Annotated in this window: 23 protein-coding genes; 19 read left to right on the forward strand and 4 right to left on the reverse strand. The window is 47.3% G+C overall.

Features of this window, described 5'->3' with window-relative positions; genetic code table 11:
- Positions 1-236: 236 nt before the first annotated feature.
- Positions 237-512: a hypothetical protein gene (locus tag EXU85_RS16705; protein ID WP_210422471.1), complete on the reverse strand. Its 276-nt coding sequence runs from the start codon at positions 510-512 to the stop codon at positions 237-239.
- A 499-nt stretch (positions 513-1011) separates the two neighbouring features.
- Between EXU85_RS16705 and EXU85_RS16710 the strand changes: the two genes are divergently transcribed.
- The 9 genes from EXU85_RS16710 (at position 1012) to EXU85_RS16750 (ending at position 10786) form a co-directional block, all read left to right on the forward strand.
- A complete protein-coding gene (locus EXU85_RS16710; RefSeq protein WP_142773174.1) occupies positions 1012-1260 on the forward strand; it encodes a hypothetical protein in 249 nt (82 codons plus the stop codon).
- Between the two features lie 691 nt (positions 1261-1951).
- Positions 1952-2179 carry a 4a-hydroxytetrahydrobiopterin dehydratase gene (locus tag EXU85_RS16715; protein ID WP_142773175.1) on the forward strand — a complete coding sequence of 76 codons (228 nt, stop codon included), beginning with the start codon at positions 1952-1954 and terminating at the stop codon, positions 2177-2179.
- A 110-nt stretch (positions 2180-2289) separates the two neighbouring features.
- On the forward strand, positions 2290-3021 hold the full coding sequence (gene rsmI, locus EXU85_RS16720; RefSeq protein WP_142773176.1) for a 16S rRNA (cytidine(1402)-2'-O)-methyltransferase: 732 nt from the start codon (positions 2290-2292) through the stop codon (positions 3019-3021).
- Positions 3008-4288: a DUF4105 domain-containing protein gene (locus EXU85_RS16725; protein ID WP_142773177.1), complete on the forward strand. Its 1281-nt coding sequence runs from the start codon at positions 3008-3010 to the stop codon at positions 4286-4288. Before rsmI ends, EXU85_RS16725 begins: the two co-directional genes overlap by 14 nt.
- A gap of 86 nt (positions 4289-4374) precedes the next feature.
- On the forward strand, positions 4375-5670 hold the full coding sequence (locus tag EXU85_RS16730; RefSeq protein ID WP_142773178.1) for an acetylxylan esterase: 1296 nt from the start codon (positions 4375-4377) through the stop codon (positions 5668-5670).
- Between the two features lie 106 nt (positions 5671-5776).
- Positions 5777-6730 carry a D-2-hydroxyacid dehydrogenase gene (locus tag EXU85_RS16735; protein ID WP_142773179.1) on the forward strand — a complete coding sequence of 318 codons (954 nt, stop codon included), beginning with the start codon at positions 5777-5779 and terminating at the stop codon, positions 6728-6730.
- A gap of 155 nt (positions 6731-6885) precedes the next feature.
- Complete coding sequence (locus EXU85_RS16740; RefSeq protein WP_142773180.1) at positions 6886-9600, forward strand: DNA gyrase/topoisomerase IV subunit A; 2715 nt, start codon at positions 6886-6888, stop codon at positions 9598-9600.
- 115 nt (positions 9601-9715) lie between these two features.
- The gene (locus tag EXU85_RS16745; RefSeq protein WP_142773181.1) at positions 9716-10081 is read left to right on the forward strand and encodes a VOC family protein; all 366 of its coding nucleotides are present in this window, start codon (positions 9716-9718) and stop codon (positions 10079-10081) included.
- A gap of 3 nt (positions 10082-10084) precedes the next feature.
- The gene (locus EXU85_RS16750; RefSeq protein WP_142773182.1) at positions 10085-10786 is read left to right on the forward strand and encodes a vancomycin high temperature exclusion protein; all 702 of its coding nucleotides are present in this window, start codon (positions 10085-10087) and stop codon (positions 10784-10786) included.
- 26 nt (positions 10787-10812) lie between these two features.
- Here EXU85_RS16750 and EXU85_RS16755 read toward each other — a convergent pair whose 3' ends face one another.
- Complete coding sequence (locus tag EXU85_RS16755) at positions 10813-12333, reverse strand: capsule assembly Wzi family protein (protein ID WP_142773183.1); 1521 nt, start codon at positions 12331-12333, stop codon at positions 10813-10815.
- Between the two features lie 425 nt (positions 12334-12758).
- On the opposite strand from EXU85_RS16755, the gene EXU85_RS16760 reads away from it, so the two are divergent.
- From EXU85_RS16760 to rplT, 8 genes are all read left to right on the forward strand, one after another.
- Entirely contained in the window at positions 12759-13334 is a 576-nt protein-coding gene (locus EXU85_RS16760) for a DinB family protein (protein ID WP_142773184.1), read from the forward strand.
- Between the two features lie 100 nt (positions 13335-13434).
- Entirely contained in the window at positions 13435-13854 is a 420-nt protein-coding gene (locus EXU85_RS16765; protein WP_142773185.1) for an EVE domain-containing protein, read from the forward strand.
- A gap of 85 nt (positions 13855-13939) precedes the next feature.
- Positions 13940-14839, forward strand: coding sequence for a class I SAM-dependent methyltransferase (locus EXU85_RS16770; protein WP_142773186.1), 900 nt, complete (start codon positions 13940-13942; stop codon positions 14837-14839).
- A 101-nt stretch (positions 14840-14940) separates the two neighbouring features.
- Positions 14941-16113 carry a tetratricopeptide repeat protein gene (locus EXU85_RS16775; protein ID WP_371732048.1) on the forward strand — a complete coding sequence of 391 codons (1173 nt, stop codon included), beginning with the start codon at positions 14941-14943 and terminating at the stop codon, positions 16111-16113.
- Between the two features lie 151 nt (positions 16114-16264).
- Entirely contained in the window at positions 16265-18208 is a 1944-nt protein-coding gene (thrS, locus tag EXU85_RS16780) for a threonine--tRNA ligase (protein ID WP_142773188.1), read from the forward strand.
- A gap of 219 nt (positions 18209-18427) precedes the next feature.
- Positions 18428-18985 (forward strand): translation initiation factor IF-3, encoded by a 558-nt coding sequence (infC, locus tag EXU85_RS16785; protein ID WP_142773189.1) that lies wholly within the window; start codon positions 18428-18430, stop codon positions 18983-18985.
- Between the two features lie 151 nt (positions 18986-19136).
- Positions 19137-19331, forward strand: a complete 195-nt coding sequence (gene rpmI / locus EXU85_RS16790) for a 50S ribosomal protein L35 (RefSeq protein ID WP_142773190.1) — start codon at positions 19137-19139, stop codon at positions 19329-19331.
- Positions 19332-19513: 182 nt separating this feature from the next.
- Positions 19514-19858: a 50S ribosomal protein L20 gene (gene rplT / locus EXU85_RS16795; RefSeq protein ID WP_142773191.1), complete on the forward strand. Its 345-nt coding sequence runs from the start codon at positions 19514-19516 to the stop codon at positions 19856-19858.
- A 98-nt stretch (positions 19859-19956) separates the two neighbouring features.
- Here the strand turns inward: rplT and EXU85_RS16800 are convergent, their stop codons facing one another.
- Positions 19957-20397 (reverse strand): nuclease A inhibitor family protein, encoded by a 441-nt coding sequence (locus tag EXU85_RS16800; protein WP_142773192.1) that lies wholly within the window; start codon positions 20395-20397, stop codon positions 19957-19959.
- A gap of 125 nt (positions 20398-20522) precedes the next feature.
- On the opposite strand from EXU85_RS16800, the gene EXU85_RS16805 reads away from it, so the two are divergent.
- Both EXU85_RS16805 and dnaK read left to right on the forward strand, forming a co-directional pair.
- Positions 20523-21062 (forward strand): hypothetical protein, encoded by a 540-nt coding sequence (locus EXU85_RS16805; protein WP_142773193.1) that lies wholly within the window; start codon positions 20523-20525, stop codon positions 21060-21062.
- Between the two features lie 310 nt (positions 21063-21372).
- Positions 21373-23298, forward strand: coding sequence for a molecular chaperone DnaK (gene dnaK, locus EXU85_RS16810; protein ID WP_142773194.1), 1926 nt, complete (start codon positions 21373-21375; stop codon positions 23296-23298).
- A 388-nt stretch (positions 23299-23686) separates the two neighbouring features.
- Here the strand turns inward: dnaK and EXU85_RS16815 are convergent, their stop codons facing one another.
- Positions 23687-24196, reverse strand: a complete 510-nt coding sequence (locus tag EXU85_RS16815; RefSeq protein WP_142773195.1) for a hypothetical protein — start codon at positions 24194-24196, stop codon at positions 23687-23689.
- Between the last annotated feature and the right edge of the window lie 360 nt (positions 24197-24556).

A 24556-nucleotide genomic window follows, 5' to 3' on the forward strand; every position in this document is an offset into this window, starting at 1 on the left:
TCAATTTCCGTAGGGCTTAAAATTAATAAAAAATTATACTGTTATGGTATTTAGATTACAAAAAGAATTTTCTTAGGATGAATATTAAATATGAGGTAACATAAGTTATATTTATAGCTAATTTTGGTATATAATCTAGGTGAGTCCTTATTTGGTTCGCCCTTATGACTTCAAATGGTCTTGACAGCTTTTCTAAATTTAAACCTTTAGGCTGATTGAGCTGAGTAACAAGACCATCAGCCAGGTTCGCTTAACCAGCCTTTCACTGCGGTTTCACTCCAGCCTTGTTCCCTGGCAAGTGAATCCAGGGTTGTCAGTGAATTGAATAAGGCGCGTTTGTCTTTAACATCCCCTGTATTGAAGACCTGAAAGCTTCGCCAGTTCACAAAAGCCACATTCGTATCCTGATCCAGAACACCTGCCTGCTGAATTGTATCCAGCTTGGGTAAATAAATGACTGTGAGCGTTATGGATTGCTCTCCTTTAGGGTAAAATGTCCAGGTGAGTTTCATTCGACAAATTTACCGAAATACTTCACCAAATAGGCCTTCGCCTGGATGGGTTGGTCCTGGTAGCCAATTCTGTTACTTTATTGTGACTTTTTATTACTGATTGGCAAGCTTTTGGGCGATACGTGGAGTAGAGAACTCCTTGCCAGCATGCTCAATAAACCAGTCAGTCAAACTCTTCTCAAGGAGTATATAAAGACGCTTACAGCTACAGAGGTAGTATACCATGGTCTGCTTCCCCGCCATTGGAGAACCCTGCTTTATTGGATCAATATCAATCCTTGTTGAATTGAAACAAACAAAGCTTTTAGGCTTAAGTGGTTAGGACGGCTCAACATTTTAATGCAATGTGCTTTCCAGCTACAAATTGTACTCAATTGCTGCCGTATGCGGGTTTATGTAACTACTAATTCTCCTGATTTCGGTTGGTAATGGTTCAGGAAGAGGTAGATTTGAGAACGTTAAGAGCTTCTCAATAGAACTGAATTCAACATAGATCAACATGGTAGACCCAGAAGAGATGATAAGTCAGTTTAACAGGTATGCCAGCGACAAGCTTATTGAACGAATAAAGGAAGTACTATCGGAGAAGGACCCAACCCTCGATTGGACAACAATCAGGGTCATTGCCAACTTTAATGAGAACCGATTCTATTTCGAATCGAAAGATCCGCAGATCGAGGAGCGGCTTCGAATCGTGTATGAAAAGTTAAGCGAAGCATTGCCAGATAAACCAGCCATTACCCGTTAAAAAAGGAGTTTTCAGGAGCTGGCATAAGAACTAAATCAACAACAGTGTCTAATTTAAACAGTAACCGCGACGTACACTGCAACGCTTGTTCAGCAGTAAGCGTATCTGAATTTGGTGGAGTGCAATCCAGCAAATGGTTTGTGCAATGATTAGAATTTGAGAACAGGAAACGCTGACTCTACTAGAGTCGGCGTTTTTTTTGAACAACGGAAGGGTTGGTAAGGCAATTGATTAATTAGTAGGTCATTGGTGATAAAAACAGCCGCCATCGAAGCAGACGACGGCTGTACGCCCCCACCGTAATTACTTGTACTCATCAATCAACTTGCCGTAATGAGATCTGGTTAGTTGAGCGATTAGATGATGAGGAAATGGAACCGTATAATCAATAAGTTACCAATTGATAATATCTAAATCTAATTTGTTACCATGCCGATGAGAACGGCTGGAAAAAGGGGTATCTAAACGCTGGCACTGGTAGGGTCAGCGTTTTTTGTTTCATTACTTGTTACTCACAAGTTCGTTTGCCTTTTAAAATAGCTGGTCAGGCTGTCAGAAGGTAGGGGTTAGGAGCGCTTAAGGTTCATCTTGATGGAATAGGTTTAAGAGGACGAGAAGCCAATCTTTTTTTCAAAACAGTCAGCGGGCAAAGCGGTTCTTACAGGAGCATAAACTACTAACTTTATACCCTATGTGGCAGGAACAGGATAATCAACTCACTCGTGATTTTCAGTTCGCTGATTTTAGCGAAGCCTTTGCGTTTATGACCCGCGTGGCACTTCTTGCTGAAAAAATGAACCATCATCCCTGGTGGTCAAATGTGTATAATCAAATCACAATCAAGCTCTCCACGCATGATGCGGGGAATATCGTGACCGATAAAGATCGCAAACTGGCAGCAGCGATTGATAAACTATAGTTTCAGTTTACGGTTTGAGGTTTATGGTTGGCTGACGCATAAGGTTGGTGATGCGTCGGCCAACCATAAACCTCAAACCGTAAACTGAAAACTGTAAACTATCTTGCGGCATGAAATTGTACCTCGTGCCGACTCCTATCGGTAATCTTGACGACATCACGCTACGAGCCATTAAAATTTTGCAAAGCGTTGATGCCATTCTGGCTGAAGATACCCGTACATCGGGTGTGTTATTACGCCACCTGAACATCAGTAAGCCACTTCATAGCTACCATATTTTTAACGAACACCAAACCGTACAACGATTGGTGAGCCAGTTGAAAGAGGGGAAAACACTCGCACTCGTGTCGGATGCGGGCACACCGGGCATCTCGGATCCTGGTTTTTTGCTTGTCCGGGAGTGCATTAAAAACGATATTCCCGTTGAATGTTTGCCAGGCCCTACGGCATTCGTGCCGGCGCTGGTTAATTCAGGATTACCCAATGACCGTTTTACCTTCGAGGGATTTTTACCCCATAAAAAAGGCCGTCAAACGCGGCTGGCCGAACTGGCAGGGGAGGAGCGTACGATGGTTTTCTACGAATCGCCCCATCGTCTGCTGAAAACCCTTCAGCAATTTGCTGATCTGTTCGGTGCTGACCGACCAGCCAGCGTCTCCCGCGAACTCACCAAATTATTCGAGGAAAATCAGCGCGGGCCATTGTCCGAACTTATTGCGTATTTTGCCCAAAAAACGATTAAAGGCGAACTAGTCATCTGTGTTCAGGGAAAAGAACCGGTTCGAGCCAAGGCCAAACGAGTGTATGACAATAATGTTGATGAAGAGGATGACGACGAATAGAGAGCAGGTAGCGCGGGGCTCGGGGCTCGGGGCTCGGGGCAGGGAGCAGGGGAGCAAAAAATGGTTCATTTGCTTACTCCTTGTTTTTTATTCATCAGTCATCAGCCATCATTCATCATTCAGTCAAACGCTCTCCCCGGCCGCACGGGTTAGTTTGATCACGTATGGATCGGGGGATGATGATATATCGTCGGCGTTTGGGCATACGGAGATCCGACTTGTTGATCCGATGCTGGGTATGGATCGGGATTATAGTTACGGTGGCTTTGATTATCGGGCCGACTATTTTATCCTTAAATTTTTGCGAGGTACGCTGCCCTATTTTCTGACGGTTCATAATCTATATCAGGTCATTTATTATTATCAGCAGACCAACCGCAGTGTCCGGGAGCAGCAGTTGAACCTGTCGCCTATACAGCGGCAACGACTGTTCGTGGCTCTGGAAAAGAACTATTTGCCCCAGAACCGGGAGTATAGGTATAAATTCTACTACGATAATTGCTCCACTCGCCCTCGCGACATGATTGCCGATGTTTGTGGGGATAGCTTAACAATTCCATCCCGTTCGCTGATGACCGGTAAATCGTACCGCGATCTGATGAACGATTATCTGAATGAAAAGCCCTGGTATCAATTAGGAATGAATCTTGCCATTGGCTGGCCAGCTAATGAACAGACCGACGGTTGGCTAGCCATGTACCTGCCCGACCAGGTGCACGACCAGTTTGCCCACGCTACAGTTCGCCAGGCAAATGGACAGTCGATTCCGTTGGTGCAAAGCGAACAGACTATATTTGCGGCTCAAAAAACCTTTCGGCAGCAAGTGCCCCTGTATTTAGATCCCGACGTGGTGTTTACCGTATTGGGCCTTCTGGTTGCCCTATTTACCATCCGGCGATACGTTGTAGCCGGCAAAGTTGATCGCTGGTTTGATCGGCTCCTGTTTGGGGTTTCTGGGTTTCTGGGTTGGTTTTTGTTCGTACTATGGATGATACGGGATGACGGTGTTACGGGTTGGAATCCAACCCTGTTGTACCTGATGCCCTTACACTTACCCTTGATTTACTGGGCTACCCGTTCAACAGCTACTGCCCAGCGCCGGACACGTTATTTTGGTGCTACAGCTGTTCTGCTCCTGCTTGGCATGGCGTTATCGAAGATACCAGGCGGTTTCGATGTGATTTTTCCATTAACGCTGTTGATCCGGTGCGTTGTCAATATGCAGCCCGTCTGGCGAAACGAACAAACGCCCATGCGGGTTGCCTGATTATGTTTTTGATAGAATCGGGCTGGTTATAATTCCCGTAGAAGTTGCTTTATGTGAATGATCGAAAATCCTTCGCGCTACATTCCATGAAAAAACTATTTCTTCCCGGTTTACTGGTCATTTGGTTTACAAACGCGCTGGCTCAACCTGTTGAGCGGCTCGTAAAAGTGATTGTCACTCCCGACCATGCCGACTGGCTCTATAAAATTGGTGAACCCGTCAAATTTACGATTTCGGTTTACAAGAGTAATGTGCTGTTACGTGGGGCAAAACTGCGCTACGAAGTCGGCCCGGAGAAAATGGAGCCAACTAAAAAAGAAACCGTCACACTGAAAGATGGGACGCTGGCACTAGAGGGCGGTTCGATGAAAACTGGGGGCTTCCTGCGGTGCATTGCTACCGTTGAACTGGATGGAAAGGAGTACCGGGGGCTCACAACGGCTGGTTTTGAACCACAAACAATCCAGCCTACCGTAGCAAACCCCACCGATTTTAAGGCCTTTTGGGACAATGCAAAGGCCGATTTAGCCAAGGTGCCCATAGATGCCCGCCTGACGCTCTTACCCGAACGATGCACCGAACTTACCAACGTGTACCACCTGAATCTACAGAACATTAACAACTCCCGCTTCTACGGAATTTTGTGTGTACCGAAGAAAGAGGGGAAATACCCAGCTATTTTACGGGTACCAGGGGCGGGAGTAAGGCCCTATAACGGCATGATTGCCGAAGCGGAGAAGGGGTTTATAACCCTCGAAGTAGGTATTCACGGAGTGCCTGTTACTATGGACCCAATTGTGTATGAAAACCTGGCGCGTGGCCCACTTAACGGCTACCAATCGGCTAATCTTGATGACCGCGACCGGTATTATTATAAGCGGGTGTATCTGGGCTGCGTGAGAGCCGTGGATTTTCTGACGAGTATGCCGCAATATGATGGGCAGAATCTGGCCGTTACGGGCGGAAGTCAGGGTGGTGCCTTGTCAATTGTAACCGCTGGCCTGGACTCGCGTATCAAGTGGTTGGGGGCGTTCTATCCGGCTCTGGCCGACGTGACCGGCTACCTTAACGGGCGGGCAGGCGGCTGGCCGCATCTCTTCACCGGAAATGAGCTGGCATTCAATAACAAGCCTGATCGCATTAAAACAACGGGTTATTATGATGTAGTTAATTTTGCCCGGCTGGTCAACGTGCCGGGTCGATATGCCTGGGGCTTTAACGACGAAACCTGTCCGCCCACCTCGATGTACGCTGCTTACAATGTGATCCCTGGCCAGAAAACGCTGGATATATCGTTTATCGACACTGGACACTGGACATACCCTGAAGAAACCGAGAAAATGACCAATTGGCTGCTGGCGAAGTTAAAAGGCTGGAAGTAAGAATTTATTTAAACACAAAGAGCGCAAAGGACATCGCCAAGGTCGCAAGGCTATAAATTCTTTGCGTTCTTTGCGATGTCCTTTGCGCTCATTGCGTTTAAACATTATGCAACTCTTTGTCAATTCCAACCTCAACGATACGCTTAAAGCGGAACTTCAACAGCAACTTTCTTCCGACCAATTTGCTGGAGCGGAACCAATAACCATTGTATATCGGGATGAGCTCCCTAAAGCCGAACAGGAAGCGGCCTTGCAGTCGGCAAACCTCATCATGGGTAATCCACCGGCGGCCTGGTTTGCCAAGGCCTTACCCAATCTAAAATTCTGGCAGTTGGACTCCGCAGGGTTCGATGGGTATAAATCGGTTCAGCTTACGGCCACCATCGCCAACATGGGTAACTATTTTGCACTCCCCTGTGCCGAAACAATGGTGGCCGGCATTCTGGCGGTCTATCGGTGTATACCTGAATTGACACTACTGCAAGCTCGCTCTGAATGGGTGGGTGCTCCCATTCGGGCCCGCACCAATTTGTTGTGGAAGAAGCGAGTGGTTATTCTGGGAACCGGAACCATTGGTCAGTCCGTGCGCCAGATGCTAACCGGTTTTCAGTGCGAGCTGTACATGCTGGCCCGTACCGATCCGCAAGCCGATTTACACACGGCCGATGAACTCAAAGCGCTCCTGCCAAAGATTGATATTGTTGTCAATTGCCTGCCCGGTACTGCAACCGGTTTTTTCTCTGCCGATCTGATCACCGCAATGAAGCCCGGTAGTCTATACGCAAATGTGGGCAGAGGCAGTACTACCGACGAGCCAGCCCTGATAAGCGCGCTACAGTCGGGCCATCTGGGGGGGGCTGTACTTGATGTCACGGCAACCGAACCCCTTCCTGCTGATAACCCGCTCTGGACACTGCCGAATGTGGTTCTCACTCAGCATACGGGCGGTGGGCAGCCCAATGAAGATGCTGGAAAGGTCGATCAGTTCCTCCGAAATCTAGCGCTTTTTCTGGCTGGTAAGCCCGTTGAAACTGCCGTGGAACTGGGACGGGGTTATTGAGATGGACACTAAACTTATTTTGCGGGATTAGCCTTTTAATGGCTACTATGCCCGTTTTTTCAAGTTTTTTTTGTATATTTAAGGAGCCGAACGAGTAGTGAATCGTTCGGTTAATTTGCGTACTTATCCACTGGAACAGTTCCTGAAGCAAGTCAATGACAAACGAAGAAAATGAACAGCCGATTGAGGACGATAGCCAGCAACCAGAAGGATTTCCATCTGCCGATGGAACCGAGCTGACCGACGGTCCTCTGCCGGAACAACCACTCACTGAACCTACCAATGAAGTCCTGCATGATCAGACCGTTGTGTCAGGATTGTACGAAAACTACTTTCTCGATTACGCATCTTACGTTATTCTTGAGCGGGCCGTTCCTGCCGTTGAAGATGGGTTGAAACCCGTTCAGCGCCGGATTCTGCATGCCCTGAAAGAAATGGACGATGGGCGGTTTAATAAAGTGGCCAATGTAATTGGTCAGACGATGCAGTTCCACCCCCATGGCGATGCGTCCATTGGCGAAGCCCTCGTCAACATTGGTCAGAAGGAACTCCTCTTTGATACCCAGGGGAGCTGGGGAGATGTGCGCACTGGCGACGGAGCAGCAGCCCCACGATATATTGAAGTGCGACTGTCGAAGTTTGCGCAGGATGCCATTTACAATGATAAAACGACCGAGTGGCAACTATCTTACGATGGACGTAAACGCGAACCGGTTACACTACCCGTAAAGTTTCCCTTGTTGCTGGCTCAGGGCGTTGAGGGCATTGCGGTTGGTCTGTCGACCAAAATCCTGCCTCACAACTTCAATGAACTGATTGATGCTTCCATTCAGATTCTGAAAGACAAACCCGTATCGCTCTTTCCCGATTTTCAGACGGGAGGGCATATTGATGTTAGCAATTACAATGACGGACACCGAGGGGGTAAGGTGCGGGTGCGGGCTAAAATTGAAGAAATCGATAAAAAAATCCTGGCTATCCGAGATGTGCCCTATGGGATCACAACCTCGCAGTTGATCGACTCGATTGTTAAGGCAGCTGAGCTGGGTAAAATTCGGATTAAAGCCCCGAGCCGAAACGTGGCAGCTGTAGTTGATAACACAGCGAAGGATGTTGAGATTCTGGTTCACCTACAGCCGGGTGTTTCGCCTGATGTGTCCATTGATGCACTCTACGCCTTTACAGATTGTGAGGTGTCTATTTCACCCAATGCCTGCGTGATCATTGGCGACAAACCCCATTTTGTTAGCGTAACGGACATTCTCCGGGTCAATACCCACCAAACCGTTCAGTTGCTGCAACGCGAGCTGGAAATACGGCGTAGTGAGTTAATGGAACGGTTGCTGTACAGCTCGCTCGAAAAGATTTTTATAGAGAACCGCATTTACCGAAAAATTGAGGAGTGCGAGACCTTTGAAGCGGTGCTGGAAACCATCGACAAAGCACTCAAACCGTTTAAAAAGCAATTTTACAGGGCTATTACGCAGGATGATCTGATCCGTTTGACCGAGATCAAAATTAAGCGGATTTCAAAATACGATGGATTCAAAGCGGAGGAGTTAATGCGTCGACTGGAGCAGGAATTAGCCGAAACGGAAGATAACCTGGCTAACATCACCCGCTACGCCATTAACTATTACAAGGATCTGCAGAAGAAGTACGGCAAAGGCCGGGAGCGAAAAACGGAAATTCGGGCCTTTAACACGATTGCCGCCAGCGTGGTAGCAGCCGCCAATCAGAAACTATACGTTGACCGGGAAGGTGGATTTATTGGGTACGGATTGAAGAAAGAAGAATACGTTTGTGATTGCTCCGACATCGACGATATCATCGTATTTCGGCGTGATGGCAAATGCATGGTCACGAAAATTCAGGATAAGGTATTTGTCGGCAAGGATATTGTACATGTGTCGGTATTCAAGAAAAACGACGAACGCAAGATTTATAACCTGATTTACCTGGATGGGAAATCGGGCATTTCGATGGCCAAGCGATTCCCCGTGACTGGCGTTACCCGCGACCGCGAGTATGACTTGACGATGGGAAATCCCAAATCGAAAGTAACGTATTTTAGTGCGAACGATAATGGGGAAGCCGAAGTGATAACCATTAACCTGACAGCACAAAGTTCGGCGAAGATCAAGCAGTTCGATTATGACTTTGCTTCGGTCGGGATTAAGAATCGCTCGGCTCAGGGTAATATTCTGACCAAGTATCCGGTTCGGAAAATCACCCAGAAAACGGGCGGTGTTTCTACCCTCGGCGGAGTTGATATCTGGTACGATGAGCACCTGGGTCGACTCAACCGCGACGAACGGGGTAAGTTGCTGGGGAATTTCGATGCAAAAGACAGTATTCTGGTCGTCTACAAAGATGGCCAGTACGAACTGACCAGTTTTGACCTTACGAACCGTTACGAACCGAATGATATAAGTATTCTCATAAAGTTTGACCCTGAAACGGTACTGTCGGCGGTGTATTACGAAGCGAATCAGAAAGCCTGGTACGTAAAACGATTTAAGGTTGAAACGAGCACGCTGGATAAGAAATTCAGTTTTATTGGTGATACCAAAGGGTCGAAGTCACTGACCATTACTGCTGATCGACACCCACGCATTGAGGTCATTCATCAGGTAAAAGACCGGGGACCGCTGGAAAAGATGATTCTGGAGCCAGAAGGGTTTATTGATGTTCGGGGCTGGAAGGCGTTGGGTAATAAATTGCCGTTCGCCAAAGTTAAAGAGGTTAAACTCCTGGCACCTAAGATCGTCAAAGAGGCCGTGAAAGTCGCGCCACTCCTTGAGTCGATTGACGCTGGAACCGCTGAGACCGATGAGAAAGAACCAGTGCAGTTGGGCTTGTTTTCATAAGGTATTCGGTTTTTGGTTTACGGTAGGCTGACGCATGAACTAAACTATTCTTGCGTCAGCCTACCGTAAACCAAAAACCGTAAACCGAATACCACCTAATAGATTACGTTTAGCAATGGCAGATACGAAATTTTTAGGATTACGGACGGTAATTTATGCTGCTCCCAATCTTAGCGAAACCAAAGAGTGGTACACGAAGGCGTTTGGTATTGCCCCGTATTTCGATCAGCCCTTCTATGTTGGTTTTAATATTGGCGGCTATGAACTGGGTCTTGATCCCAATGCACAGCTTGTTGAGGGAAGTACACTAACGTATTGGGGTGTTTCCAACATTGAGGATAGCATGCAGCACTTACTGGCTTTGGGTGCTACACCCCATGCTGATATACAGGATGTGGGGGATGAGATCAAAGTTGCTTCCATCCGTGATCCCTTTGGGAATCTGATTGGCGTCATTGAGAATCCGCATTTTAGTTTGTAATAGATGAACACGACCTTGGCTACTGACTACAGCGACGATATACACCGCGAAGCGGCTGGTGTTCGTGTAGCCAAGCGTGTGATCAAAGTGCTGATTGGTTTCCTGTTTACTGGGGCAATGGCTGTGTTGCTAAGTAACTGGTGGGTTGTTTATAATACGAAAGACCAGATTTATTTTGATATCAATGAGTTGCCTGCCAATGATTTCGGATTGGTGTTAGGTACGAGTAAGTTTGTGCGTACGGGTAAAGAAAACCTGTTCTTTCGATATCGGATGGAGGCTACCGCCCGACTTTGGAAAGAGGGAAAAGTGAAGTACCTCATTTTAAGCGGTAACAACGACTCTGAATATTACAATGAACCGGTAGATATGCAACGGGCCCTGGTCAAACTCGGCGTGCCTGCGTCAGTTATGCAACTGGATTATGCAGGTTTCCGGACCTTCGATTCGGTGGTCCGATGCAAGGACGAGTTCAACCAGGAAAAGATTACGATTATCTCTCAAAATTTCCACAATGCCCGTGCCCTCTACATCGGAAACCATGAGGGTATGGAAGCCATTGCATTTGCTGCTCAGGACGTACCAGACGGTTATTCCCTTCGCACACTTGTTCGGGAGTATCTGGCCCGCCCTTATGCACTCCTCGATGTGCATATATTCCGTCCGCAACCGGAGAAGGGAAACTGGCAGCGAAAACGCAAATAGCCATTGCTGGTCGATCAGCGAAATTCTTATTCTGGGTCAACCGGTTTCCGGCGTTTACTCTGGCCTTCCTTCCGAATCCCGATAAAAAAGCCCATACTATTGTCGTAGAGGTCACCAATATCGGTGGCAACAGACGCATTGGCCGTTACCCCATTGAGGATAGCGAGTGGAGCCGAAACCGAAAGTACAGACGAAAATTGACGAACCGGTTTATCAAATGGTATCTCATAGGTGCCCAGATTTTCACTGTAGGAGGCTTTCAGTTGAAACCGAAAGAAATCGAGTACCTGTCCAGAAAGACCCAGGTGCATTACGGATACCCGGTTGTTATTGGTGAACGCATACCTGGGTAAATTACTTCGACTGTCAACCGTTGGGCTGATAAACGGGGTTCCCATGGTCAGGCCATAGCGTGACCACCCATCCTGATACTGCGAATGATTGAAATAATTGTCGCGCCCCCGCTGGGCATCCGTTTCTAAAAACAAATCTCCTCCCTGACTTTCCGTGTAGAGGTACTCCAGCAGAATGTTCTGAACCTGCAGGCCATTGGGATTAGGGGGCCTGCGATTACGGATGCGGAGCCCATTTAAACCGTCCTGAAGGTTTGTGAAGTGGAAGAGCGATCCATCTTCGTAGATATTTTGCCGATAGGCAAAGATTGAAAATGAACGGCCTGTGTACTCAAAGGCTAGATCGACCGTTCCCAGATGATTTCCAATACGATTCTTCCGGTCGAACTCACTAACCCGATTTGTATCGATATCAGTGCGGTTCCCCAGCGTAGTAGCAGTTACCACATTGACATAATCACTAAACTGATTCGGTAATTGATTATTTTTTATAACTGAACCAGGTAATCGTTCTGTGTTACCTCCCCACATTACTTCATGGTTAATGCCAGCAAAAAGCTTCAACCGCCAATGAGGCCGCCCAAATCGGCCATAAAGCGCTTTCTGGTGAAGCATTACATTATTGATAAAGCGTTCCTCCTCAAACCAGCCATGTGCGTAAAACCCTTTGAAGCCGAATAATCCGTTCCGGGGTAGATAGTCAGTAACGGCAAGCTGGATTTTCGCCATCGGCAGGGTATTCCCGGACCAGGCATAAGAGCCCGATGTGAGGGTAGAGTCGACCAGGCCGATGAGTTCCCGACGGCGACCCGCCCAGACTTCCAGACTTTTGCCAAACTTCACTTTTACATAGGCTTCCGGAATCAGTAACTTGTACGCATAGCCTGCATTCAGTACGGCTTCGGCACCCCATCCCCAGTCAATTCGTCGATTGGCAGCCCGAAGGCTATCGAGTTTCGTTTTGGGGCTATCATGATAATCAACCCGTAATCCCTGCCTAAGGGTCAGAAATGCCTGATCTTTCGGAACAATGCCGTATTGATTGGCCCGGAGCCAGAATGGGGTTTGACCGGATGTGGCGAAATAAGTACCCACTTCCGTGCGATACCGTAGTGGTTTATCTACCTGACCATAACAGAAAGATACCCATAGTAGGCAAGGGAAAAGCAGACGTGTTGTACTAAATGGAATCATAAATCTAATTCTTCATCCCTTGAGTCTTTACTTTTTGCATGGAGTCACTTTGTATCGACAAAAATTCTTAATTAGTTGCGTACATAAAACATGCCACTCTAGTCGCGGTTCTTATTTATTGATCTTCATACATGAATTAGGCAATGTTGATCGTGTGTTTGATTGGTTTTTTTCGGAAGGCCATCAATATTGGCTACCTTTGCTGATGCAATCAGATAGAGGCAGGCTGCTTGTGAACACCGTACTCAACCTGAGTTACAAATTAACGTGAACGCGAGGAAGCCAGCAGAACGTAATCTGAGCAAGCCAACTAACAAAATTTAACCAATAAACAGATTCCATGGGTAGAGGCTCTATTTGTGACGATAAGTAGCCTACGTACGGCTCTATCTTTTGCATTTAATCACTCAACCATTCATTGAACTATGGTACCAAACGACGAACTGATCCGCATCATTGACCTTCTGAATACGACATATGAAGGCGAGGAAGCCTGGCATGGCCCATCGGTAGTTGATGTGTTGCGGGGCGTTACGCCCGATATGGCCGGACAGCGGATTGCACCGAATACGCACAGTATTGCCGAACTCGTCTTTCACATGACCAGCTGGCGAATATTCTGTGTTAAAAAGATGCAGGGCGATGAGACGTTTGATATTACGACTCCTGACAAAAATTTTGGTGCCCTTCCCGATAAAATTGATGATTTCGAGTGGGAAGCCCTCGAAATGGAACTGAGCCTGAGCCAGGAAGAACTTATTAACGAACTCGACAAACGAGACGATGATGAGTTCCTGGAAGATATTGTTCCGGGTCGGGATTATACATATTATGACATGCTGCATGGCATTATCAACCACGATATGTACCACACTGGCCAGATTATGATTCTCCGGAAAGCGTTGTCGTTTAAAAGCGCTGGCTCGCGTTTTGCGGATGATGATATTGATGAATATGGCTCCCCCTTCGGCAACAGCCACGAACACGACGATTATTATTGATCGGTAGTGAAGTAGGTGGAGTAAGTGTAATGAGTGGAATAGGTATATCCTACACGTACTGTACTCACTCCACCTATTTCACTTTCTGCACGAAATTACCATGAATTACTGGCTTGTAAAGTCCGAACCCGATGTATACGGGTGGCATCATTTTATTGAACAGGGGCGTGCTGTCTGGGATGGCGTTCGTAACTACCAGGCCCGGAATAACCTGAAAGCCATGCAACTGGGCGATCAGGTGCTGTTTTACCATAGTGTCAAGAACATTGGTGTTGTTGGACTGGCAAAGGTGGTTAAAGAGGCCTATCCTGATCCAACTTCACCTGATGATGTACGCTGGGTTGTCATTGAATTAGAGCCTGTAATGGCGTTAGAAATTCCGGTCTCACTGACTCAGATAAAAGCCGAGCCATTATTGGCAAATCTCAGCCTTATCAGACAATCCCGTTTATCGGTCATGCCCGTTCGATCCGATGAATTTGAGTTAATTCTAAAAATGGGACAGTCAATGAGTGCATAGTAAATCGTGAAGTGAGTGAAGTAAGTTTAGTCAGATTAACTACTGCACCTAATCCACTCATTACACGCTTTACTGAAAATAACATATGGCAGCTATTCAAGTAATTACGCCCGCACCCTGGCCGGAATATGAACTGATCGACTCTGGAAATTTTCAGAAGCTGGAACGGTTCGGCGATTTTATTCTGGCCCGACCCGAACCGCAGGCTATTTGGGATAAATCACTATCTGATCAGGAATGGGAACGTCAGGCTCATGCCAGCTTTCGCCGTGACCGCCAATCGCCGGAACGGGGTGACTGGCAAACCAAACCCGAGATGCGAGATCCCTGGTTCGTGTCTTTCCGCCAGGAGGGATTAAGTCTGAAATTTAAACTTGCGCTGACAACCTTCAAGCACGTTGGACTGTTTCCCGAACAGGCCGATAACTGGGCTTATATCCATAAGAAAGTAACGGCACTAAAGGCTAACGTTGCTCGACCCAAAGTGCTGAACCTGTTTGCGTATACAGGTGGGGCATCGCTGGCCGCTCGTCAGGCCGGGGCCGACGTAACCCACGTTGATGCCGTAAAACCCGTCATTAGCTGGGCACGTGAAAATATGGACTACAGCGAGCTGGATAACATCCGCTGGGTAGTAGAGGATGCGGTGAAGTTTGTTCGGCGGGAGGTTCGTAGGGGAAATCACTACAATGGTATTATCCTTGATCCGCCAGCTTATGGCCGCGGACCCGATGGCGAAAAATGGGTGCTTGAAGAACAGATCAATGATCTGCTTAAATCCTGTGCCGATCTGCTCGACCGTTCCGATTTTTTCTTTATCATCAATCTCTATTCTCTGGGGTTCTCATCGCTCATTCTGGACAATCTGATGCAGCCCTTGTTTGGCACTATTGAGGGTACAGAATGGGGCGAATTAGTCGTTGACGACCAGGCCCAAAAACGGCTACCTTTGGGGGTATTTTATCGGTTCGCGTCAACACTATGAAAGAGCGAAAGAGCAAAAGAGTAAAAGAACGTAAGAATGAAAGAGTGAAAAACTGGCGTCAGCTTTTTTCGCTCTTTTATTCTTACGTTCTTTTACTCTTATTGTTCGCCTGTAGTGACGATAATCGGCAAACGGCACATATTCCTGATTTCCCCAAGTCGGATGACAGCAGCCGGACGGAAGGAGCATTGCGTGCCTTGACCCGGGCAATTAATCAGTCCTCCTCGTCGTCGGCCTATGCCAAACGAGCTGTTATTCTACTGGCTATGGGGCGTGTAAGCGATGCATTGGCTGATATTGATGAAGCGATCAATCGCAATGACAATATCGGGTCGTTCTACCTAACCCGTGCCCAAATTTTACGGGCGTTGCAGCAACCGGACAAAGCACTTCAAAATGCTCAGCGTGCTGAAATTCTAGGTGTCGATACCCCGGAGTTGTATACGCTGGAAGGTGATTTACTCCAACAGCAAAACCAGTTCGATAAAGCAAAACTGTATGTTGCCAAGGCCCTGCAAATGGCTCCTTACGACGGAGAAGCTTATTTTTTCAACGGACTTATGGCCGCTCGCCAGGGCGATACCGCGCAGGCACTCGTACTGTATGAGCAGTCATTACGACTAAAGCCGCGCTATCTGGAGACCTATAATCAACTGGCATCCGTTTACCGAACGTTGGGTGATCTGAATTCAGCTCTGGTTTACAATGAACAGGCCTTGCGTTACTTCCCTAACAATCCCAAGCTCTATTATGGACGGGGAATGATCTACCATACAGAAGGGAAGCTCGATAGCGCCATGGTCTATTATCTGCAGACGATAAAACTGCAACCAACTTATTATCAGGTGTACTTTCAGATGGGGCTGATCAATCAGAAATACCGGAATTATTATTCGGCACTCGCTAATTATCAGCGCGTTCTGGAGCTACGGCCCCAATTTCCTCGAATTGATACCTACATCGGCTATTGCCACGAACAGTTGGGGCAGTACGAACAGGCCATTGCCGCCTATACTAAAGCGACCACGCAAAATGCAACGGATCAACAGGCGGTTGCGGGTTTATGGCGATCGCAGCGAAGACAATACGCACAAAATTCATATAACTCCTTATTTTTGCCGGATACCACTGCCAAACCACTGACTCCAACCCGAAGTCGGGCCGTGCTCGATACGACACGCGTTCATATTTCGACGATTCAGCCGAGGGCACGCGTAACCACCAATGCCAGCGATTCGCTCAAACGAACCGTGAAACCGATTGGACAGAATTAGTGTATTGAGTGAAGTAGGTGAAATAAGTGGAGTAAGTAAGTGGTTTATTAGTTGCCCCACTCCACTTATTTCACCTACTTCACTCAATACAAATAAGTAGCTTACAGTTGTAGGTAAGCTGCGGGTGCCCACAAATAAATTAGTGTAAAGTATGATTGCGCAGGACGAACAAATCCGCGTGACGCTGCCAGATGGCAGCGTTCGACAGTATCCCAAAGGGAGCACCGGGCTGGATATTGCCACTCAAATTAGTGAAGGACTGGCCCGTAATGTGCTGGCTGCCAAAGTGAACGGCGTTGTTCAGGATGCTACGCGCCCTATTGAGGAGGATGCTACGATCCAACTCCTGACGTGGAATGATGCTGATGGTAAAGCTACCTTCTGGCACTCATCGGCTCACTTGCTGGCCGAAGCGCTGGAGAGCCTGTACCCAGGTACAAAGTTCGGTATTGGACCCGCCATCGAAACGGGATTTTACTATGACGTTGACCTGGGTGGACAGCCGTTTTCGCAGGAAGACTTTAAAAAGGTAGAAGATAAAATGCTGGAACTGGCTCGTCAGAAACAGCAGTACATCCGAAAACCAATGAGCAAAGCTGAGGCTGTTGCTTACTTTGAGGAGAAAGGTGACCCCTATAAACTCGATTTGCTCGAAGGGCTGGAGGATGGTAGCATCACCTTTTATACGCAGGGTGATTTTACGGATCTGTGCCGGGGACCCCATATACCTAACACGGGTTTTATAAAAGCGGTTAAATTGATGAACGTGGCTGGGGCCTACTGGCGCGGCAACGAAAAAAATAAGCAGTTAACGCGTATTTACGCCGTTACTTACCCGAAACAGAAAGAACTCGACGATTACCTGTATTTGCTCGAGGAAGCTAAAAAACGCGACCATCGTAAACTGGGTAAAGAACTGGAGTTGTTCGCGTTCTCGGAGAAAGTAGGAGCGGGGTTACCCTTGTGGTTACCAAAAGGTACTATGTTGCGCGAACGACTGGAAAATTTTCTTCGGAAAGCGCAGTCGAGGGCGGGTTATTTACAAGTTGTAACGCCCCATATTGGCAGCAAGCAATTGTACGTTACATCGGGTCACTGGGAGAAATACGGTGAAGATTCATTCCAGCCGATCAAGACGCCTGATCCGAATGAAGAGTTCCTGCTGAAACCCATGAACTGCCCGCACCACTGCGAGATTTACAAAACGAAACCACGTTCCTACCGCGACCTGCCCTTGCGGCTGGCCGAATTTGGTACCGTGTATCGCTATGAGCAATCGGGCGAGTTACACGGGCTCACGCGTGTTCGGGGATTCACCCAGGATGATGCCCATATCTTCTGCCGCCCCGATCAGGTGAAAGAAGAGTTCATGAAAGTGATCGATCTGGTACTGTACGTTTTCAAATCACTCGGGTTTTCTGATTATAGTGCCCAGATATCCCTGCGTGATCCGGAGAACAATACCAAGTACATCGGTTCCGACGATTTGTGGGAAAAAGCTGAATCCGCCATTATTGAAGCTGCGGCTGAAAAAGGACTGCCAACCGTCACGGAATTAGGGGAAGCGGCCTTTTACGGCCCCAAGCTTGATTTCATGGTACGCGATGCATTGGGCCGGAAATGGCAACTGGGAACAATTCAGGTCGATTATAACCTGCCAAATCGCTTTGAACTGGAATATATTGGTGCAGACAACCAGAAACACCGTCCGGTTATGATTCACCGGGCACCGTTTGGCTCGATGGAACGATTTATTGCGATCCTGATTGAGAACTCAGGTGGTAATTTCCCACTCTGGCTTTCGCCCGATCAAATCGCGATTTTGCCGATTTCTGAAAAGTACGAAGACTACGCCAACGATCTGTATTTCAGCTTGCAGGAGCAGGATATTCGCGGTTTTGTCGACTTGCGTGACGAGAAGATTGGCCGTAAAATTCGGGATGCCGAAGTGAATAAAGTACCTTATATGCTCATTGTTGGCGAGAAAGAAGCGGCTGATGGCAAAGTGTCTGTCCGCCGGAAAGGCCAGGGCGACCTGGGTAGTATGAGCGTAGACGAATTCGTAAAAACGTTTCAGGCGGAAGTGAAGATGTGAGTTTGACGTTTGTAGTTTGATGGTCGAGGTTGGTTAACGCGTCAGGAATTTAATCCTTTACCAACTCCGAACGTCAAACTACAAACGTCAAACTTGTTTACCATTTGTATTTTCGATAGTTTCCCGAACTTTTTAGAACCCATTACGTTATCCAAGCGACTTTTGACCAAACGCTATAAAAGTCATTTTCAAACAAATTTGTTACCCTAAACACAATCTATGGCATTACCCCAGCGCAGACCACCCCGTCGCGTGGTTGAAGAACCCTACAAAGTCAATGAACGCATCCTCGTCCGCGAAGTTCGGGTGGTTGGTGAAAATGTAGAGCAGGGAATCTACGACATAAATAAAGCCCAGGCGATGGCCAAGGCGCAAAACCTCGACCTGGTTGAGGTCTCGCCCAATGCTGTGCCGCCTGTTTGCCGTATCGTGGACTACTCCAAGTTCAAATACGAGCAGAAGAAAAAGCAGAAAGAAATCAAGGCGAATGCGACGAAAGTCGTTATCAAAGAGATTCGATTCGGCCCCAATACCGATGATCACGACTTTGAGTTCAAGCTTAAACACGCCATTAACTTCCTGAAAGAAGGTGCCAAAGTAAAAGCCTACGTACAGTTTGTAGGCCGGGCTATTGTCTTTAAAGACCGCGGATTTCAATTGCTGGAACGTTTTTCCAAAGGATTGGAAGACTATGGTAAGATTGAATCTGAACCCAAACTTGAAGGCAAACGGATGAGTATGTTCCTATCACCGAAAGTGGTAGTTCCTAAAAAATAAAGTTTAGGAGAAAAGGGAGTAGCGGAACGAAATGGAAGAAGGAAATTCTAAAATCCTTTCCCCATTTCGTTCCGCTACTCCCTTTTCTCCTATTTTTTTTGTATCTTTGCGGCCTGTTTACTTAAATTTCCGTACAAAGCGGTTTACTGCAATGCCAAAAGTAAAAACCAATTCGGCGGCCAAGAAGCGTTTCAAGCTGACCGGCACCGGAAAAATCAAGCGGAAGCATGCCTTCCACAGTCATATCCTGACAAAAAAATCAACCAAGCAGAAGCGCAATTTAGTGCATGATACGACGGTTGCTGCTCCTGACGAACGTCGCATCAAAGCGCTGCTGAACGTTTAAAGGACAAAAAAGGATGCGGTCGCATCCTGGTTTCACGTTTCACCCGATGCCGGGCTTTACAAGAGGAATGAATAATGAATAATGCAAAATGAATAATGAAGCTGGCTACGTCCATTTTACTTTATTCATTATACATTATACATTCATCTTCCCGCCTGTCGTCAAAAAACAACTAACATACAATGCCACGTTCCGTCAATCACGTTGCCTCACGGGCGCGTAGGAAAAAAGTAATGAAGCTGGCCAAAGGTTATTTTGGTCGGCGTAAAAATGTTTGGACAGTTGCGAAAAACGCTGTCGAAAAAGGTTTAGGCTACTCGTACCGTGACCGTCGCGCTAAAAAACGCGATTTCCGTGGTCTCTGGATTCAGCGGATCAACGCTGGTGCCCGGATTAACGGGTTATCATACTCGGCCCTGATGGGTGCTCTGAACAAATCAGGTATCGAACTCAACCGTAAAGTATTGGCCGATCTGGCCATGAACCATCCGGAAGCTTTTGCTGCTGTTGTGGCACAGGTAAAGTAAACAGAAAAAGAAGTAATAGGAGCGAGGAGTGAGTACTAGGAGCGGCTACAGCCAAATTATCTCCTAGTACTCACTCCTCGCTCCTGTTACTCTCCTGCCTACGTCTGCACCATCTTCGTTTTTAAGCCTGCCCGTTCGCCGTCGCTCTGACGGCCAAGTAGGTAGACATCCATTTCTGACTCGCCCACCCGAAACACCTGCCGAACGGTTAATGTGTCCTGTACTAGCTTGTGTAGTTTCTGAAAGCTGGCTGTGCGTGTTTTCTCGTCGTCGCCATACCAATCCTGTTCCGTAATGACGGGTTCCCAAAAGTCGGCCTCAGGTATTTCTTCGACATACACCGATGGGGGTAACATCTGCCAATCTTTAATCTGACTTACTGTTAGTGGTTCATCCTGCTTCAAGTAGCAGGTTACCATATCAATAGGTTCGTCGGATTCGCTGGGATAGAGTAAATCCGTAAGTAATGGTTTGGCTTGTTCTGTAAACACTATATTTTCTGATTCAGGAGCGCTACTTTTCGGGTCTTGGTTCGTCATAAGCGTGAAAATAGATTCGGGACAAATTAACCGATTCAGGTTGACGTATCCATTGGAATCTATCTAATTTTAATGCGGGGTATCAACTAAACCTATTCCGTTTAACAGTTTAAAACAAACGAGTCATGTTAGAAACATTGATGAATCTGGTTCAGCAACAGGCAGGCCAGGCGGTTATTAACAACCCAGCCATCCCAAATAGTCAAAACGATAGTGTTATGCAGACGGTGGCCAGCAGCATTATGAGCGGTCTGGGTCAACAGGCGCAGGGTGGTGGCCTGGGTAATTTGCTGGGTATGGTTGTTAATGGAGGTGGTAATGTTCAGCAAAGCCCGGTTACCCAAGGCGTTCAGAGCCATGTTGAGGAAAGCTTAATGCAGAAATTAGGTATTTCACCTCAGGTAGCGATGTCAGTAGCAAGTACATTGGTCCCCATTGTACTGAGCAAACTGATGAACAAAGCAGCTGACCCGAATGATTCGAGTGTTGATGGCAATAGTATCTTAGGAGCTGCTACTGGCCAACAGGGTGTTGACTGGATGGGTATGGCTGGCTCAGCCATGGCCGATGGTAAACTCGATATGAATGATCTGCTCCGTGTAGCTACGCAGGGGGGAGCAGGTGGTGGACTCGGTGGTATGCTGGGTGGTCTGTTCGGGAAATAACTTGTAGGAACGCGCGTCTATAATCCTTTAGATACAAAAGCCTCGTATTGCAAATCCGATCAAAGTGGATTTTCGATACGAGGCTTTGTATAGATAAGTAGGTGTCTGCGTCGGGGCAACAACGTAATGGAGAAGTCTGCCACATCGTAAGGGTGTGACTACACCCAACGCGACATACTGACCCAATTGCTCACCTAATTCTGCCAATCTGACAGCAATTCAAACATTTTTCCGCGCTGGCATTTGTATTGATAGATAGGTTCTGTCTGTCAGAATACACACAGCATATTAAAAAGAAACTAAACCAGTCATGGGAAAAATTATTGGTATTGACTTAGGCACCACGAACTCGTGCGTGGCCGTAATGGAAGGCAACGAGCCGGTTGTGATCCCCAACTCCGAAGGAGCCCGCACAACCCCATCGGTTGTTGCGTTTATGGATAACGGCAACGGCGAACGCAAAGTAGGCGCTCCCGCCAAACGTCAGGCCATCACCAACCCGAAACATACGATTTCCTCCATTAAGCGTTTCATGGGTAAACGCTTTGGTGAGGTTACCAACGAAATTAAAAACGTTGCTTACGACGTTGAGAACGGCCCGAACGGAACGCCCCGCGTTCGTATCGGCGATCGTCAATATACACCACAGGAACTTTCGGCCCTGATTCTGCAAAAGATGAAGCAGACGGCCGAAGATTATCTTGGCCAAACCGTAACAGAAGCCGTTATTACGGTACCTGCTTACTTCAATGATGCCGAGCGTCAGGCCACGAAAGAAGCGGGCGCTATTGCCGGTCTCGATGTAAAACGGATTATCAACGAGCCAACCGCAGCCGCGCTGGCGTACGGTCTGGACAAAACAAATCACGATCAGAAAATCGCTGTATTTGACCTGGGTGGTGGTACGTTCGATATTTCGATCCTGGAACTTGGTGATGGCGTGTTTGAAGTAAAATCGACCGATGGGGATACTCATTTGGGTGGTGACGACTTCGATCAGGTAATCATCAACTGGCTTGCCGACGAATTCAAGAAAGACGAAGGTATTGACCTGCGTCAGGACCCAATGGCCCTGCAACGCCTGAAAGAAGCGGCCGAAAAAGCAAAAGTTGAACTGTCCAGCTCGAACTCGACGGAAATCAACCTGCCGTATATCATGCCGGTAAATGGGATTCCAAAACACCTGGTGCGGACACTGAGCCGGGCGAAATTCGAACAACTATCTGATTCGCTGATTCAGCGGAGTTTGGAACCTTGCCGTCGTGCCCTGAAAAACTCAGGTTTGTCGGCTAGCCAGATTGACGAAGTCATTCTGGTGGGTGGTTCTACCCGGATTCCGAAAGTGCAGGAAGAGGTTGAAAAACTATTCGGTCGGAAGCCTTCGAAAGCCGTTAACCCCGATGAAGCCGTAGCCATTGGTGCTGCTATTCAGGGTGGTGTATTAACGGGTGAAGTAAAAGACGTTCTGTTGCTCGACGTTATCCCACTCTCGCTGGGTATTGAAACGATGGGTGGCGTATTTACCAAAATGGTAGATGCCAACACGACGATCCCGAGCAAGAAAGTGGAAACCTACTCGACGGCATCGGACAACCAGCCGAGCGTTGAAATCAATATCCTGCAGGGTGAGCGCCCAATGGCAGCTCAAAACCGTCAATTAGGCCGGTTCATCCTGTCCGATATTCCACCTGCGCCCCGTGGTGTTCCTCAAATTGAAGTGACATTCGACGTAGATGCCAACGGTATTCTGCACGTAACGGCCAAAGATAAAGGCACGGGTAAAGAACAGAAGATCCGGATTGAAGCCTCAAGCGGTCTGACCGAAGCGGAGATTAACCGGATGCGTGAAGAAGCCAAAGCCAACGAAGCTGCCGATAAAGCGGAACGCGAGAAAATTGAGAAAGTCAATGCGGCTGACTCGATGATCTTCCAGACCGAGAAGCAACTGAAAGAATATGGCGACAAACTGTCGGAAGGCAACAAGTCGGCCATTGAAGCGGCTCTGACGACACTCCGCAGTGCTCATGCTTCTCGTGATGCAGCCGCCATCGACACCGCACTCGAAGGCCTGAATGCTGCCTGGGCAACGGCTTCGCAGGAAATGTATAACGCCACCAATGGGGCAGGTGCTAACCCAACCGATGGCGCCGGTTTCGGCGGAAACGGCGATGGTGCCGGACAAGGCCAACCCGCCGGCGATAATGTCTCGGATGTGCCGTATGAAGAAGTGAAGTAGAACCGGGATTTTTTTAATTATCCTGATTGATTTGATTTTGTAAAAGGGAAAGCCCCTGCCGGTGACGGTGGGGGCTTTCCCTTTTACAAAATCTTCATTACTATTGGGCTTACTAAGTAGGGTAGTTCTGCGGAAAGGGAGATAACTCGTCGTTTACCTAAAGTGCAAACAGCTATCGCACGTATAGAGCATTTCGTGAGACTTGTGTGCCAGTGCTTTTACAAACGTATGATGTTGGTAGTACGTTTGTAAAAGCTTTATACCCTTTCGTGATTTACCTCCCACAGTACGAAACCAAGCGCTTTTTGCTTCTTATCGAAGCTTCGGAACTTATAGAACTGTCAGGTTGGCTCGATGCTGTTTTCGTAAAACCCTCGATGAGATACCCCTATAACAGTCTATTTATTTCTTTTTGTTGAAGCATCTGTAACTTGGCTATAAACAGGACATAACCATCAATGATCGATTGATACTTCCGAAGGAGAGTTGTTCGCCTGTATCCACAGACGATATGCAGTTCAGCTCGCTGGATTAATTGCTTCATTCGATCAATATTTGCCAGTGCCGAATCGATTTGGCCCTGTTGAAGAGCGATCAACCGTTTTTTATAGGCCGTTTGAGTATTGTTCCTGGCGACTCTTCGATCCTGACTCAGCCGAAGAGCTTTTCGATTTGTTTTTTTAAAAGCCAGGTCAGTCCCTATTAATGGGCAGTCTGGGTCTTCAACTGGAGACAAAGCGGTTTCCACGGGTAGTTGCTCATTCGTTGGCAAAGGGTTTGCATTAATACTGGCAAACAACTTGATGAGTTGATCTTGCTCAGACGTTTCGAGCTGATCGATAACCTGAGTTGCCATGGCAAACACATACTGTTCGAGTAACTGATTAAAATTTGTCAAGGGATTATGGTTTGGATAGCGGCTGATCGCCAATAGGTTAGCGTGTGGTCAGATAGTAATGGACGACTATACGTTCAACTTGATACGCTCTGATTTAATACACTAGCAATACGCTCATTGAGATTGTTAATAATGTTGACATGGTTTTTTAGCCTTAAATACTTGTTATATAGGTCTGAATCTGGAGGATTTACTTCATTCTCCAGGGTTAGGAGCGTCTGATGCATGGTTTCCAACAAGCAATGTAGTTCATCATTTGTCGGCTTAAGATCATCCATAAGTTGAGTGGACAGCTGTGAAATTATTTGATTGGCTTCAATTAGACTGGATATATTTTTATAGTTAGCATCATACTTTTGA

It is taken from the genome of Spirosoma sp. KCTC 42546 (genome assembly GCF_006965485.1).
GTDB lineage: Bacteria > Bacteroidota > Bacteroidia > Cytophagales > Spirosomataceae > Spirosoma.